The organism is Hymenobacter volaticus (genome assembly GCF_022921055.1).
GTDB classification, from domain to species: Bacteria; Bacteroidota; Bacteroidia; order Cytophagales; family Hymenobacteraceae; genus Hymenobacter; species Hymenobacter volaticus.
On sequence record NZ_CP095061.1, the window covers coordinates 1315368 to 1330927 of the forward strand.

The window sequence follows — 15560 nt, forward strand, 5'->3', positions numbered from 1 at the left end:
CTCTATTGGTTAGAACCGCAGCATCAGTTGCTGTCCGGGGCTTCTATTTCTGTTTCGAGAGTAGAGAGTGCTACGCCTAGTAGGCGTACCCCAAGCGGCAGCGGCATCAGGGCCGCCAGCAATTCATGGCTGACTTGGGCTAAGAGCTCGGGCGTGCGAATGGAAGCCAAGAAGGTGCGACTCCGGGTAATCTGCCGGAAGTCGGCATATTTCACCTTGAGGGTCAAGGTGCGGCCCGCCGCACCAACGCGCTGGCTGGTCGCCCACACGGATTCTAGGATTGGTTGGAGCCCGGCCAGTAACTCCTCGTGCGTTAGTAAGTCGTGCTCGAAGGTATTTTCCGAGCCTATGGATTTGCGTACTCGATCGGCCACTACCGGGCGGTGGTCTTCGGCGCGGGCAATGTGGTAGTAGTGCGTACCGGCCTTGCCGAAATGCTGCCGCAGAAACGCCTCCGTTTGCTGGCGCAGGTCTAAGCCCGTAAAAATGCCGAGCTGGTTTAGCCGGGCCACCGTGGCCGGCCCAATGCCGTGAAACTGCCCAACCGTGAGCGTTTCTACAAATGCCAATCCTTCGTGCGGCTTGATTACGAATTGTCCGTTGGGCTTACGGTAATCGGACGCCAGCTTGGCCAGGAATTTATTATAGGAAATGCCCGCCGAAGCGGTTAGTTGTGTTTCGGCCAAGATCCGAGCCCTAATTTCCTGCGCTAGCTGCGTGGCCGAACTGATTTGCTTTAGGTTGTGCGTCACGTCGAGGTAGGCTTCGTCAAGCGACAAAGGCTCGATCAGCGGCGTGTATTCGGCAAAAATGGCCCGTATCTGCCGCGAAACTTCCTTGTATACTTCGAAGCGCGGCTTCACAAACACCAAGTTTGGGCACTTGCGCAACGCCACCGACGAGGCCATGGCTGAGCGCACGCCAAACTGCCGCGCCTCATAGCTGGCCGCTGCTACCACCCCCGCTGGCGCGAGCCGCCTACGGCCACTGGTCGGCCGCGTAGAGCAGGCTGGTCGCGCTGTTCCACCGAGGCATAGAAAGCATCCATGTCCAGATGAATAATCTTGCGCTGTAGTTCCTGCTCCACTTTTGTTGCTCCTGAAAACACGAAGATAAAGCGCATAGCCGGGACCTGCGCCTTCCACAAAGGCAGATTTTAACAACGGACGCTTGCTCGTAATTCAGCCTGAATTGATAACGCATCAGGCACAAAAAAGCCCCCACCCAGAGAAGGGCAGAGGCCAAGATTTGACAGTAAGAGCCAGGTGCTAATGTGACTGCTGGACCAAGCTGCTATCAACTTCCGCTAAGCCTTCAATGGGCTCGGGAGCTACATAGTTGTCAACGAATTCACCTTCCCAGCGGGCCACTACGGCCGTAGCCAGGCAGTTGCCGATTACGTTGACCGCAGTCCGGGCCATGTCCATCAAGGCATCAATGCCCAGGATGATGAACACCGGCCAGGAAGGCAAGTTGAACGAAGCCACCGTAGCCAGCAAAATCACGAGGGACGCCCGCGGTACGCCCGCTACACCCTTAGAAGTAAGCATCAGCGTAAACACCATCACGAGCTGCTGCCCAAACGACAAATCAACGCCCGCGGCCTGCGCCACAAACACTGCCGCCAACGACAAGTAAAGCGTAGTGCCATCGAGGTTGAAGGAGTAGCCAGTTGGCATCACAAAAGCCACAATACGGCGCGGAACCCCGATGCCTTCCATGGCTTCCATAGCCCGCGGCAACGCGGCCTCCGACGACGTGGTAGCAAAGGCGATACTCACAGGTTCGGCAATGGCTTGTACAAAACGCTTAACCGGAATGCGCATCAGCAACGCCACGGGCAGCAACACCAGCAGCAAGAACGCCAGCAGCGCCGCATAGAGCGTAAGCAGCAGATAAAAAGCATTCTTAAGCGGCTCGAAACCCATCTTACCCACGGTGTACGCCAAGGCGCCACCCACCCCAATTGGGGCAAAGAACATGACTACGTTGGTGAATTTAAACATCACCTCCGACAAGCTGTCGATTATTTCCAGCATCGGGCGGCGCTTGTTCTGATGCACCATCGCCAGCCCGATAGCGAAGATGATGGCAAATACCACCACTTGCAAAACCTGCCCTTCGGCCACCGATTTGGCAATGTTCTCAGGGAAGATGTGCAGGATAATATCCGAAGTCGTTTGCTTCACGGGCTCCAGCTTCTCGGCTTCGGCGGCTACACCCGCTTGGCTGATGCCGACCCCAGCCTTGGTGAGGTTAATGGCCGCCAACCCGATAAAAAGGGCAAACGTGGTAATAACCTCGAAGTACACCAGGGCCTTGAGGCCCATTTTGCCCACTTGCTTTAAGTCGGCGTGGCCAGCAATGCCTACCACCAGCGTGGCAAATACCAGCGGCGCAATAATAGTTTTGACGAGCCGCAAGAACACGTCACTAAGCACCTTCAGGTTTACGGCAAATTCCGGGAAGTCATTGCCAATTTCGGCCCCAACAAACATGCTAACCACAATCCAGAACGTGAGGGAGCGGCGTTGAACACCATAGGCCACAAAGGCAGCCAGAAACAACCAGCGCGCTGCTCGAGCCACTGCGGGGTCGAGGGAAAGTAGCTGATAATTGGAGAGAACAGTAAGCAACACAGCCACTAGGGCCAGGACTAGAACGACGGGACAAGTCGCGAAAACTTCATACGCGGCAGCAAAGGGAAGGAGGGTGAAGGTAGCAAAGATAGGTTTTTGGGCTTCCCTATCGGCTGTCTGTGGTTTGCACTCAACAACCCAATTTATTCTGGAGGTTCAACAACGCCAACAAGACCACATTACGGCCCTATTGACGGAGGTGACTAAGCGAACTGTTTAACCCTGCGCATCGCAAGCGTGGCATCATCGGCGGCACTAAAGCGCAGCCGTGTCTTAGCAGCAAACAGTTAGTTGGTTACAATAAAAGGTAACTAGTCGTTTGACAGAGTCGAATATAGGCGCTTATACTGCTAGCTTTGGTTTTTCTCGTTACTGCATGCTTGTCTGGACGCTCACCCCGCTCATCTTACCGTTGCGCTTCACTTGGAAAATCTCGCGCAACGCCTCTACCACTAAAACCAACCTGATAGTTCGGGTGCAGGATTCGAAAGGAGGACCCGTCGGAATGGGGAGGCAGCTCCCAATATTCGCTACGGCGAAACTCCCGAAGCCTTGCAGCTAGAGTTCACAGCTTTGCTGCATGCGGGCTTAGATAGAATACGGACTGAGGGTGAGTTGCAGGAGTTTTTGGCGGCCCATCCACCGGCACACGCCTTGCGCTTTGCCATCGAATCGGCGTTTGTGCAGTGGGCCGCAACTGAGGCGGGTCAGCCGGTCTGGCAATGGCTAGGCGCCCCCGAACCAGCCCGCGCCGTACCCACGGCCTTTACGCTGCCTATCATGGCCCCCGGCGAAGTAGCCGAGTTTGTGCGAGAGCAGCAGATGGCCCGCTTTCAGATTCTGAAAGTGAAAGTGAACGAGGAAAGCGGCTACGACCTATTGCGCGAAATCACGCGCCTGCTGCCCGGCCGGCCACTCATCATCGACGGCAACGAAGCTTGGAAGGATGCCGATGCTGTGCTGACTTTTGTGGAGCGAGTGTCACCTTTGCCCGGCTTGCAGGTGCGCCTACTCGAGCAGCCCCTGCCCGCCACTCACGCCACCGACTACCAGTATATGCGTAGCCGCTCGCCTTGGCCGCTCTTCGCCGATGAATCCGTAACGGACTCAGCCGATTTCGAAGCCATAGCGCAGCAGTTTCACGGCGTAAACATGAAGCTTATGAAGGCAGGTGGCTACCGTAACGGGCTACGTATTTTGCGCGAAACCCGAGCGTATGGCCTCCAAACCATGATGGGGTGCATGGTCGAAACTTCGTTGGCAATCTGGGGGCACTGCAAATCAGTGGCCTAGCCGAAATCTGCGACTTAGATGGCTTACTTATCGTTCAGAATGAGCCATTCGGCTTAGTTCGCGAAGAAGAGGGGCTCTTGCACCATCTGGACACATAAAGCCCATTTCGACAAGGAGAGCTTCATCGATTTATTTGCGCATCGAGCGTCTTGAGTTGCTGGTTGAGCTTGTCCAAAGCCGCTTGGTTGGCAGGATTGGGTGTCATCAAGCTGATCTTCTGGTTCAGGAGCTGAATTTTGCGCGTGAGTAAGCCCGTCAGTTCCTCGGAAACGGGCGTTGCCGCTACGGCAGTGCTTGTGACAGTGGTACCGCGCTCCACATACTTGTTGTATTGCGCAGTAGCCGGTACCGAATTGTCGCTGCGGGCTGCGGCGGCGCTGGCAGGCGTGGCATACACAATGTCGCCGTTCATTTTCACGTAGTCGCCTTCTCGGAGCGTCGTTTTCTTACCCGTCGCAAATTCGACTATTCCGCTTTTATAATTTATTTTGGTGCCATTAGACAGCATCACATTCTTGGAAAGCGGACTTGAACGACTTCCTTGCACCAACACAACAGCACCATCTTGCAGAACAAACCGGTCCGTTGAATTAGTGGCAATTGTCCCGGCAGGTGGCGCGGTTTTGGATTGAGCCGCAATCTGATGTGGGGCGGCAAGAGCAGATGAGAAGAATAGCAGCAGAAAAAGTAGCTTATGCAGTATATTCATGAAGCAAAATGAAAGGCTGCTTTTTACGATGAATAGCACAAAACGGCTATCTGCTGAAATAAGTGAATTAATAATTTAAAATATTTTTGGAAACGGTGTTGCAACATTAAATGTATGTACATATATTTGCAACGCCTTTCCAAGGTACCCTTTTCCTTATCATGAAAATAGAAGACGAAATCAAACAGCCAGTCTTTAAAGATGCCTTTCAGAAGGGGTTAATCAACCTAGTATACACCGCCGGGTGGGTGCAGCAGCGCAACTCAAGCCAGTTCAAGCAATTCGGCATTACGCTGCCGCAGTTCAACATACTCCGTATTCTGCGCGGTCAGCATCCTAAGCCTGCTACCGTCAATCTGCTCATAGAGCGCATGCTGGATAAGACCAGCAACGCTTCCCGTATTGTCGATAAGCTGGAAGCCAAAAAGCTTGTGACGCGCACAGTGTGCCCTAGCAACCGCCGCGCCGTCGATATCTGCATCACGGATTCGGGCCTAGCCTTATTGCTTGAAATAGACAAAATTCTTGAGCGTGAGCCGCTGCTCAACAAGCTAACCGACGACGAAGTCACGCAGCTCAGCGACTTATTAGATAAAATCCGCGACTGACGGTCTTCTCAGTTACTCTCCCTTTTACTCCCATTTTCACACTCGCCTTACTCATGAAAAAGATTATTTTGCCAGCTCTGTTAGCATTTTCGGTGCTCGTAGCTCCTGCAATGGCCGGCGCGCCTTCAACCGACAAAGCCCCAGTTTCCAGCCACAAGGCTGCCGATAAAACGTTCAAGCTCCAGACACAATTGAGCACCCTGGGCTGGGTAGGCAAGAAGGTTACGGGTCAGCACAACGGCAACGTGCAGTTCAAAGACGGCACTGTAGTCGTGCGTGGCAACCAGATCGTAGGTGGCATGTTCACCGTGGATATGAACTCGTTGAAAATCGAGGACATCAAGGATGCCGAAACCAACGGCAAATTGCTGGGCCATCTTCGTTCCGATGATTTCTTCTCCATCGACAAAAACCCAACGTCTACTTTCAACATCACGAAAGTAACGCCAATGAAAGCTGATGCTGCTGGCAACAACGCCACCATTACCGGCGACCTGACCATCAAAGGCATCACCAAGCCCATCAGCTTTCCCGCTAAAGTGGGCGTAAAAGGCAACTTGGCTTCTGCCAGCGGTACCGCCACTATCGACCGTACCAAGTTCGACATCAAATATGGCTCGAAGTCGTTCTTCGAAAGCATCGGTGACAAAGCCATCATGGATGAGTTCACGATGAGCTTCAACGTTATTGCTAAGAATGAGCCCGGCGAAAGCGCTTCCGCTAAGCCAGCTAAAGCATCCAAGTAATTTCCTCGGAAATCTTCTTGATTAATATTGAAAAGCCCTGCTGACAATTGCCAGTAGGGCTTTTTTTATAATGTCTTGGATGTGTTTGGGTTTTTAACGGCCCGATCCAGTGGCAGGAGCAGGGGAACTAGCTGGGGCTGCCGGAGCAGTTGGCAACTGCGTGGGTTGAGCCGGAGTTGAAGAAGCGGCTTGGTTGCGGAGCGATAAACGAAGTGGCGCAACATTGTTTTCTCGCAAGCTTACTATCCCATAAGCAGTTTCACCAGGCCGAATTATCTTATTAGCCATGTCATACTGCATAAACTCTTTACGCAGGTTTGTATTAGCCATGCCAGCACCTATCATGTTGCCAGCGGCCACAAATGGACCCCATGGTAGCAAGGTGCCGCCCGTAGTCTGGCCGGTGTATGGATCAGTGGTACCGCCAACCTGCCCGATGCCTAGTATATACAGCAGATATATGGCTACTCCTTGTTTGAGGTCGTTGGCGGCCTGCACAGCGGGCACTGGGGCAATAGGACGGTCACCAAACGATAGCTCTAAGTCGCGACCAAACTGTAAAGCAGCACTTGTGTTATTCTTAACCTTAACAGCAACTACCTGGTAGCCAAACTTGCGCTCTTTCTTTAGGTACTTCTTGTTGCCGCCGTGCGCAATTAGCGCACTGTATTGATAGCTGAATTCAACTGGCGAAGCTGTAGTAGTGGACTGATATGTGCTAATACGGCTGGGCTGGATTGCTGTGTAGCTGCCAGCGCAACTTGTGCTTACAAGTATAGATCCGAATGCTAAAAAGCGAGTAAAATGCTTAAACATAAATAGAGTGAAAATTGTAGAAAAACAGGTAAATGAAAAATTGAACAGCCAAAGCTAACCGCTTCATATTTCATTTACAGATGGCTAACTATAGATTCACGGTCTATTAAAATATTATCCTATCAGGATGCAATACGGCCTATTTCGCTGTTAATGATTATTAATCAGGAATGGTGAGCTCGCGCGGTAAGACGAATTTGAGCGAGTGACTTTTATTACGCGCATGTAGCTGACTTAGAAAGTCGTCTATGTCTGATTTGTATTCCAGCCATAAATCCTCGTGCAGGTTGCTGACGATTAATTGCGTAGTGCGAGCGGCTAAGCGGGCTGTAGCCGTGTAGAACCCACCGTATACACTGTCGAACTGGCCAGAGTAGTTGTCGAAGATCAGGCGTAGAATGTAGAGGTTGAGGTCGATTTCCAGGCGCTTGTCTTTGGTGATGCGGCGGGCGCGAGTTACTTCCTTTATAGCTTTTTGGAGGGCTTTCGTGAGGCTACGATTAAGTAACCGGCCCGTAGCACCTACCGCAAATAGCTCGTGAATTCGATCGGAAGATTCCTCGAACACGGTTTCGACGGTCACATCGGGTAGCAGTTCGAAGCTGAGCGTGTCATAGAGCTCGGCGTCGCGGCGTGCGGCGCGGAGGAGGAGGGTTTCTTTTTCCTTATCGGAGAGGCGGTTGATGGCTTTTTTGAAGTCAGCGGATGGAACGGGCATAGCAGAATGAAGCAGCGAATTTGACTGGAAAGTAAAGCAGAAACGAAGCAGCTAGCTATTGGTCGAGCTACAAGCTTCTGGCGGCGATGACTTCAACGTGGTTCTAGCCTATGTTGCTCCACTGCCGCTTCAGTTGTGGTGCCGCGGCTGAGCAGGAGTTTCTTTTACAGTTTATGAGCTTATTTAACTTCAAAGGAACCCAAAAATATTTGTTGGGCAGTAAGCAATACTTTCCCGAAAGCGCCGAAACGTTTCTGCCTTTCAAGGGGTTATATAAGGCCGGTAGAAGCCACCAATCCCGTTTTTTTGCTCGTTTTTACGTACTTTTGTACCATGAATAGCAAACCACAAATCGACTACGACGAAGACGTCTTGTTGTTGGAAGAAACCACTGATGTGCGTGACCTAATTGTATACAACGACGACATCAATACTTTCGACCACGTCATCAAAACTCTCATCGATGTGTGCGGCCACGAGCCGGAACAGGCCGAGCAGTGCACCTTGCTCATCCACTACAAAGGGCAGTGCACCGTAAAGCACGGTGTCTACGATGAATTGGCGGCCATGTGCACCGCCATCCACGACCGAGGCATTTCGGCCGACGTTTTATAAGTGGTTGACTTGTTGAGGATTGGTTAGCAGGTTGTTTTGCCACCCTGCCAGCACAACTATTTACTTGACAGTTCAACCATTCAACTATTTACTACTGAATGGATTTTCCTTCTAAACTGATTGAAAACGCCGTTGGGGAACTGTCCAAGCTGCCCGGCATCGGTAAAAAAACTGCGTTGCGCCTAGCGCTCCATCTGCTCAAAGCCGAAACGGATACCACCGCTTCATTGGCCGAGGCACTGGCCAAAATGCGCTTCGAGATACGCTATTGCGACACTTGCCACAACATTTCCGATACGCCTGAGTGCACCATTTGCGCCAATAAGCTCCGCGACCATAGCACCATTTGCGTGGTGTCGGACATTCGCGACGTAATTGCCATCGAAAACACGGGTCAGTATAAAGGCGGCTACCATGTGCTCGGTGGCGTTATTTCGCCTATCGAAGGTGTAGGCCCTAGTGATCTGCAAATCGACTCGTTGGTGGGACGCATCAGCGCATCCGACTCAGAAATCAAGGAAGTAATTCTGGCCATCAGCCCTACCATGGAAGGCGATACCACTGCTTTCTATCTTTCGCGCAGGCTGCGCGACTTTGCCGAAGTACACATCAGCTCGATTGCCCGCGGTATTCCAATGGGCGGCGAGTTGGAGTATGCCGATGAAATCACGCTTGGCCGTAGCATAGTAGAGCGGCAGCGCCAAGCCAAATAAAAAGCATTCACATCACCCTCACTTCTTGGAAGGTCACCACGCTAAGTGGTGGCCTTTTTTGTTGGATGTAGTTTCTCGTCAATCCATATTCCACTGAGCAGCGTACCTGCTTTGGAGTAGCTTTCGGCTGTTGATGTACGGCTTTGTATACTGAATATGTGGGTCTTGGTGTCTATGTTTGCCGTCCAACCTTTGCTACTTTCATGCTTACCGTAGAAAAAATAGGTGGTACGTCGATGAGTGCTTTCGGCGACGTGCTGCGCAACATTATCGAATTCAACCGCACGGGTGCCGAACTCTACAACCGGATTTTTGTGGTGTCGGCGTATGCCGGAGTTACCAACTGGCTGCTCGAAAACAAGAAAACCGGCGAACCTGGCGTCTACCACCGCATCACCGAGCACAAGAAGTTCCACCGGGCTTTGGCCGAGGTAGCCACCAAGCTCAAAAACTTGAACCGGCAGTACGAGCCCCTAGGATTGGACCTGGCCGTTGCCGATGCTTTTATTGACCAGCGCATTCAGGACGCGCAAACTTACCTCAACAGCCTAACCAACATCTTGGCTTCTGGCTACGTGAGCAGCTACAACATCCTGCAAGCCGCCCGTGAAATCTTGGCATCTATCGGCGAGACGCATTCGGCCTTCAATTCGGTAAATATCCTGCAAAACCGCGGCATCAATGCCACGTTAGTGGATTTGAGCGGTTTTCACGACCATAAGTCGTACACCATCGACCAGCGTATTCGACATGCCTTTAAGCGGATCAATTTCGCGGAAACCATCTGCATTGTCACGGGTTATGTGAAAGGTACAGAGGGTATTATGCGTGAGTTCGATAGGGGCTACTCGGAAGTTACTTTCAGCAAAATAGCGGTGGCCGTGAAACCCAAAGAAGCCATTATTCACAAAGAGTACCACCTGTGCTCGGCCGACCCCGTGATGGTGGGGGTAGACAACTGTGAACCCATTGGCTTCACCAACTACGACGTGGCCGACCAATTGGCCGACGTGGGCATGGAAGCTATTCACCCCAAGGCGTCGAAGCCACTGGAAATCAACAAGATCAACCTGCGCATCAAGAATACCTTCGAGCCCGAGCACCCCGGCACCCTTATCACCGAAGATTACGTGTCGCCGACCAAACGCGTGGAGGTTATTACGGGTACTGAAAAAGTGCTAATCATTGATGTGTATGACCCGTTGATGGTGGGCGCCGCCGGCTACGACCTGCACATCATGCAAACCTTCTACGACTTGGGCATCAGCTACAGCTTCAAGGCTACCAGCGCCAACAGTATTTCGGTAGTTATCTGGGAGAAGGATTTCAACAAAAAGCTGGTCCAGGACCTGCAAGAAAAGTACGAAAAGATAACCGTGGAGAAGGCCGCTATGGTGTGCCTAATCGGCTCCAACATCGACCAGCCGGGCCTACTTGCCAAGGCCGCCGGGGCTCTGGCCGAGGCCAACATCAACATCTTGAGCGCCGGTTTTGCGTTGCGCAAGGTTAACATTCAGTTTCTAATTGCGCGCGCCGACTTCCGGGCGGCCGTTATTGCATTGAATAAAACGCTGTTTTTCTGATACATATGAAATGAATAATAAATCGCGAAGCCGAGGCCGGAACCCGTCCGTTTGGGAGCTATAGTACCGGGGCGTAACTCTACGTATCTTACATTACTTCTCCAGAATTAGCCGTCCGTTTTGCGCCCGTGAAGCTATCTGTCGTCATTGTCAACTACAACGTCTGCTACTTCCTAGAGCAGGCGTTACTCTCGGTGCGGCGGGCAGCGGAAAAGCTGGAACAGCCGGTCGAAGTGTTTGTGGTGGACAACAATTCGGTGGACGGCTCCGTGGCCATGGTACGGACTCGGTTTCCGGAAATTATCCTGATTGAGAACAAAGACAATCCTGGGTTTTCCGTTGCCAACAATCAGGCATTGCGGGAAGCGCAAGGAGAATATGTGCTGCTCCTCAATCCTGATACGGTAGTAGAAGAAGATACCTTCCGGGCTTGTTGCGCCTTCATGGACGACCATCCCAATGCTGGTGGGCTAGGCGTAAAGATGCTGGACGGGCAGGGCAAGTTTCTGCCCGAAAGCAAGCGCGGCCTGCCCACGCCGTGGGTGGCATTCTACAAAATCTTCGGGCTAGCCAAGCTGTTCCCAAAGTCGCGGCAGTTTGGGCGCTACCACCTCGGGTTTCTCGACAAAGACCAAACCCATGAGGTAGAGGTGCTCAGCGGCGCCTTCATGATGATGCGCCACGCGACGCTAGAGCAAGTAGGATTGCTCGACGAAGATTATTTTATGTACGGCGAGGACATCGACCTCTCGTACCGCATTACGCAGGGAGGGTGGAAGAATTACTACTTCCCCCACACCCGCATCATTCATTACAAAGGCGAAAGCACCAAGCGCACGAGCGTCAACTACGTGTTCGTGTTCTACCGGGCCATGGTGATTTTCGCTCGCAAGCACTTCGCGCCCAAGCAGGCGGGCATGTTCTCGCTGCTCATCAACGCGGCTATTTGGCTGCGGGCAGGCATGGCAATAGTCGAGCGTTTCATAACCAAAGCTGCGCCCGTCCTACTCGATGCCGGTCTGATTTATATAGGGCTTTCGTTTTTGAAAACCTATTGGGAGCAGAACCACAAGTTTGTGCGTACGCCGTACCCGGCGCAATTTATGCTGATAGCGGTACCGGCCTACATCTTCGTGTGGCTTATGTCGGCTTACTTCAGCGGCGCCTACGACCAGCCTAGTAAAACTTCCCGGATTGCCCGCGGCATTTTCCTAGGGACGGTTTTGATTTCTGCTATCAGTAACTTCTTTGATGCGTGGCGCTTCTCGAAGGCCCTGATTGTACTGGGTGGGGTATGGGCCGTAGCGGCCCTTGTTTTCAGGATGATGGCCACGCACTTCTTGCGCTACCATGACCTGCGCTTGAACGAGCGGCGGCAGAAAAACATAGCTATTGTCGGCTCATCAGTGGAAAGCTTGCGTGTGCGTCGGCTGTTGGAACACTCTGGCGTGCAAGCTCGTCTTATTGGCTACATAAGCCCTGATGCTGGCCCCGATATCGTAGTACGCGAAGATGGATTGCTTACGGCCGCCATCGTTCCCGTTCGCGGAAGTGTTTCCAGGCTGGAAACTGCCTTTATGACTGCGGTAGCAGAAGCGCCCGTAGCCGTAGCAGCCTCGCCACTTCCTGCCGACGACCAACTAGGCGAAGTGCGGCAGTTAGCCGAAATCATCCGCATTTACGCCCTAGATGAGCTGATTTTCTGTGGTAAAGATTTGTCGGCTAGCCAAATCATCGGGTTGATGGTGAGCTTGCCGCAACACCCGCCAGTGGCCTACAAAATATTGCCTCAAGACAGTCAATACATCATTGGTAGCTCGTCTAAGGATGTTCCCGGCGACTACTACGCCCTCGACATCACGCTCAATCTGTTTCGGCCGCAGCAAGTGCGCAACAAGCGCATGTTGGATATTCTAGCGAGTTTGTTGCTGCTATTGGCCGCGCCGCTGCTGCTCGGTTTTCAAGTTAACAAAGGTGGTTTCATGCGCAATTGCCTCCGCGTGCTAGGCGGCACGCGTACCTGGGTGGGCATGTTACACGCCGCGGCTCCTGGCCGTTTGGCCCGCGCTATTCTTTCCCCGGCCGATGTAGCACAAGCCGCAACCCCACTTACCGATGCCACCCGCCGCCGCCTCGAATTGCTCTATGCCAAGGACTACGAGCCAAGCACCGATGTGAGCATCTTGTTCCGCCGTTTTCGGTGGTTGGGAACCGAATAGAGTAGGGGCATTAACCGAAGTTAGTCGAGCAGCCTAAAGCAGTTGGCTACTGGATAGTGTAAGCGAAATGGTGAACTTTAACGATTTGCCAATTAAACATCGTGTATCGGCCTCTACTGCTTTTTAGTGAAAATAGGCTTTGGGAACTGTTACAGGCATCGTTAGAAATAATTATTCTTTGGTGATTGAGCGGGTGTAAACACACCGAATAAATTAGCTTGGTCTATACTATTTGCGGAAAGGTTATAGGCCTGTTCTGTGATACAGAAACCGGCTTTTCAGAGATTCTAGCGGCTTTCTAGCCGAGGAGTTTCATCCGAGCCAGTAAGGTCTCAGCTACTATGGCCAACTTATAAGGAGAGCGAGGCAACGCTTGTTTTGCCGTTGTAGAAAGCGAATAGGTACTGCTTAGCTTGTGTAGCAAAGCGTTTTTTGCTGCTGGTTAATTTACCCTATACTCATTACATTCGCTCGCTTCACCAATTCGTCTTTGTAGTTATGTCTCAAGCTGTCACGCTCGCTCAGTCACCCACGTCCATGCTATCCGACCGGATTTTAGCCATGGAGGAATCGCAGACCATTGCCATGGTCAAAAAAGGCCGAGAACTGAGCGCACAAGGTATTGATGTTATCAATCTGGGCTTCGGCGAGCCAGATTTTCAAACGCCCCAGTACATCAAGGATGCCGCCAAAGCTGCTCTCGACGAAGGATATACCTTCTACACGCCCGTTCCCGGCTATCCTGACCTGCGCAAGGCCATCTGCGAAAAGCTGAAGCGCGACAACAACCTCGAGTACAAAAACGAGAACATTGTCGTTAGTACCGGTGCCAAGCAGTCATTGGCCAACGTGGTTTTGAGCCTAGTAAATCCCGGCGACGAGGTTATTGTGTTTGCGCCGTATTGGGTGAGCTACACCGAAATAGTAAAGCTTGCGGAAGGAGTTACGGTAGAGCTAGTAGGCTCGATTGATGACGACTTCAAGGCCACGGCGGCGCAACTGGAAGCAGCCATCACGCCGCGTACCAAGCTCATCATGTACTCTTCGCCCTGCAACCCGACCGGCGCGGTGTTTACGCGGGAAGAAATGGCTGCCATTGCCGATGTGGTGGCCCGCAACCCGCACGTATACGTGCTGGCCGATGAGATTTACGAGTACATCAACTTCGTAGGTGAACACGTGAGCATTGCGCAATTCGACGAAATCAAGGACCGGGTTATCACCGTCAATGGCTTTTCGAAAGGGTACGCCATGACGGGCTGGCGCGTGGGTTACATTGCGGCCAGCGTAGACATTGCGTGCGCCTGTGAGAAAATCCAGAGCCAGATTACTTCCGGCACGTGTTCCATTGCGCAACGGGCCGCCATTGTAGCGCTGCAAGGAGGCCGGGCCACCGCCGACGAAATGGCCCAAGCTTACCACCGCCGCCGCGACTTAGTGCTTGATTTGGTGAAAGATATTCCGGGCCTCCGGACGCCTACTCCGAGCGGAGCATTCTATATCTTCCCGGACGTGAGCGGCTATTTTGGCAAAACGGCCCCCGATGGCCAAACCATTGAAAATGCTTACGACCTCGCCTTGTTTATCTTGCGCGATGCCCACGTGGCTTCCGTGGACGGTCGGGCGTTTGGGGCACCGAACTGTATCCGGTTCAGCACCGCTGCCGCCGATGAGAAGCTGCGCGAAGCCTTTGCTCGAATCAAGAAAAGCTTAGCAACACTAGAGTAAGTCGCTGTTGGCCCGGATAGTATTCCGAAAGCCGCTGCTATTTCGCTGCAACTGTCTGGACATGGTCCTACGAACCCACCAAGGGAATTCGTAGGACCATGTACCTTTGTGGCCATATCTAAATCGCCAGAATGCCTTTACTTGCTGCTCCTAACACGCTTCCCGAACTTTTCAACGCATTCAACCAGCTCACCGTGCTTGTGGTGGGCGACGTCATGATGGATGCTTACGTGTGGGGCAAAGCCACTCGCCTCTCACCTGAAGCGCCAGTGCCCGTCGTGAACGTGAGCCGTACCGAGCAGCGTCTCGGCGGGGCGGCCAACGTGGCCTTGAATGTGCAGGCGCTTGGCGCGACGCCCTTGCTGTGTGCTGTGATAGGGGAGGACCAGGGCGGTGACCAACTGCTAGAATTGCTGCGCACTACGGGCCTTTCCGCCGAAGGCATTGTGCGCAGCACGTACCGGCCTACCACTGTGAAACAGCGTATTCTGGCCGCCGGGCAACACCTGCTCCGCATCGATTCGGAAGTGGAAACCGACTTGAATGTAGAAGAAGCCGCGCAGCTCACGGCTCGTTACGAGGCGCTATTGTCGCGGGTTGATGTCGTGATTTTCGAAGACTACGACAAGGGGGTACTTACCGAGCCCAGCATTCAGCACTTCATTGCCTTGGCTCGGCAGCGCGGCATCCCGACTGTAGTTGACCCCAAGAAAAAGAATTTTCTGGCTTACGGGCACTGCACGTTGTTCAAACCCAATTTAAAAGAACTCCGCGAGGGCCTCAAGTTGGAATTTAGCGACACTGATGCCGACCGGCCGCAATTTGAAGCCGCCGTCACGCGCTTGCGCGAGCTACTTACGCCAGAAATTGTGCTCGTTACGCTGTCGGAGCGCGGTGTATTCGTGGAGAACGGGCACGAGCAACGCACGTATTTACCTGCCCACCTGCGCACCATCTCCGACGTATCGGGTGCCGGCGATACCGTCATTAGTATTGCCGCGTTGTGCGTGGCGCTAAACCTGTCAGCTGCTGTCACGGCGGCGTTGGCTAACCTTGGTGGCGGCTTGGTTTGCGAGCAGGTAGGCGTGGTGCCGATTGAAAAACAGCTGTTACTGGAAGAGGCCCAAGAAGTAGGATTACAGCTTCCAGTATATACAGGCCGCTAACAGCCAA

13 protein-coding genes and 1 pseudogene are annotated in these 15560 nt (G+C 52.8%); 9 read left to right on the forward strand and 5 right to left on the reverse strand.

All coding sequences use genetic code 11. The features are described from left to right. Window positions 1-9 precede the first annotated feature (9 nt). A pseudogene (gene dinB / locus MUN86_RS05775) lies at window positions 10-1123 on the reverse strand (DNA polymerase IV). Window positions 1124-1268: 145 nt separating this feature from the next. After that, window positions 1269-2639 carry a dicarboxylate/amino acid:cation symporter gene (locus MUN86_RS05780; protein WP_245122842.1) on the reverse strand — a complete coding sequence of 457 codons (1371 nt, stop codon included), beginning with the start codon at window positions 2637-2639 and terminating at the stop codon, window positions 1269-1271. A 552-nt stretch (window positions 2640-3191) separates the two neighbouring features. On the opposite strand from MUN86_RS05780, the gene MUN86_RS05785 reads away from it, so the two are divergent. Next, window positions 3192-3932, forward strand: coding sequence for an enolase C-terminal domain-like protein (locus MUN86_RS05785; RefSeq protein ID WP_245122845.1), 741 nt, complete (start codon window positions 3192-3194; stop codon window positions 3930-3932). Window positions 3933-4053: 121 nt separating this feature from the next. Here the strand turns inward: MUN86_RS05785 and MUN86_RS05790 are convergent, their stop codons facing one another. Then, on the reverse strand, window positions 4054-4641 hold the full coding sequence (locus MUN86_RS05790; RefSeq protein WP_245122847.1) for a DUF6799 domain-containing protein: 588 nt from the start codon (window positions 4639-4641) through the stop codon (window positions 4054-4056). 161 nt (window positions 4642-4802) lie between these two features. Here MUN86_RS05790 and MUN86_RS05795 point away from each other — a divergent pair, with 161 nt between their 5' ends. Together MUN86_RS05795 and MUN86_RS05800 are read left to right on the forward strand one after the other, a co-directional pair. Then, a complete protein-coding gene (locus MUN86_RS05795; RefSeq protein WP_245122850.1) occupies window positions 4803-5249 on the forward strand; it encodes a MarR family winged helix-turn-helix transcriptional regulator in 447 nt (148 codons plus the stop codon). A 53-nt stretch (window positions 5250-5302) separates the two neighbouring features. Further along, window positions 5303-5995, forward strand: a complete 693-nt coding sequence (locus tag MUN86_RS05800; protein ID WP_245122853.1) for a YceI family protein — start codon at window positions 5303-5305, stop codon at window positions 5993-5995. A 93-nt stretch (window positions 5996-6088) separates the two neighbouring features. Here the strand turns inward: MUN86_RS05800 and MUN86_RS05805 are convergent, their stop codons facing one another. Both MUN86_RS05805 and MUN86_RS05810 read right to left on the reverse strand, forming a co-directional pair. Then, a complete protein-coding gene (locus MUN86_RS05805) occupies window positions 6089-6811 on the reverse strand; it encodes a hypothetical protein (RefSeq protein WP_245122855.1) in 723 nt (240 codons plus the stop codon). A gap of 160 nt (window positions 6812-6971) precedes the next feature. Continuing rightward, on the reverse strand, window positions 6972-7529 hold the full coding sequence (locus MUN86_RS05810) for a hypothetical protein (protein WP_245122858.1): 558 nt from the start codon (window positions 7527-7529) through the stop codon (window positions 6972-6974). A gap of 333 nt (window positions 7530-7862) precedes the next feature. Here MUN86_RS05810 and MUN86_RS05815 point away from each other — a divergent pair, with 333 nt between their 5' ends. The 6 genes from MUN86_RS05815 to MUN86_RS05840 all read left to right on the forward strand — a co-directional run bounded on the left by MUN86_RS05815 (window position 7863) and on the right by MUN86_RS05840 (window position 15553). Beyond that, window positions 7863-8144 (forward strand): ATP-dependent Clp protease adaptor ClpS, encoded by a 282-nt coding sequence (locus MUN86_RS05815; RefSeq protein WP_245122861.1) that lies wholly within the window; start codon window positions 7863-7865, stop codon window positions 8142-8144. 98 nt (window positions 8145-8242) lie between these two features. Beyond that, the gene (gene recR / locus MUN86_RS05820) at window positions 8243-8857 is read left to right on the forward strand and encodes a recombination mediator RecR (RefSeq protein WP_245122864.1); all 615 of its coding nucleotides are present in this window, start codon (window positions 8243-8245) and stop codon (window positions 8855-8857) included. A gap of 203 nt (window positions 8858-9060) precedes the next feature. Next, entirely contained in the window at window positions 9061-10440 is a 1380-nt protein-coding gene (locus tag MUN86_RS05825; protein WP_245122867.1) for an aspartate kinase, read from the forward strand. Between the two features lie 128 nt (window positions 10441-10568). Beyond that, a complete protein-coding gene (locus MUN86_RS05830) occupies window positions 10569-12659 on the forward strand; it encodes a glycosyltransferase family 2 protein (RefSeq protein WP_245122870.1) in 2091 nt (696 codons plus the stop codon). Between the two features lie 498 nt (window positions 12660-13157). Beyond that, window positions 13158-14387: a pyridoxal phosphate-dependent aminotransferase gene (locus MUN86_RS05835; protein ID WP_245122873.1), complete on the forward strand. Its 1230-nt coding sequence runs from the start codon at window positions 13158-13160 to the stop codon at window positions 14385-14387. Window positions 14388-14518: 131 nt separating this feature from the next. Further along, window positions 14519-15553, forward strand: a complete 1035-nt coding sequence (locus MUN86_RS05840; protein WP_245122877.1) for a bifunctional heptose 7-phosphate kinase/heptose 1-phosphate adenyltransferase — start codon at window positions 14519-14521, stop codon at window positions 15551-15553. Window positions 15554-15560: the final 7 nt, after the last annotated feature.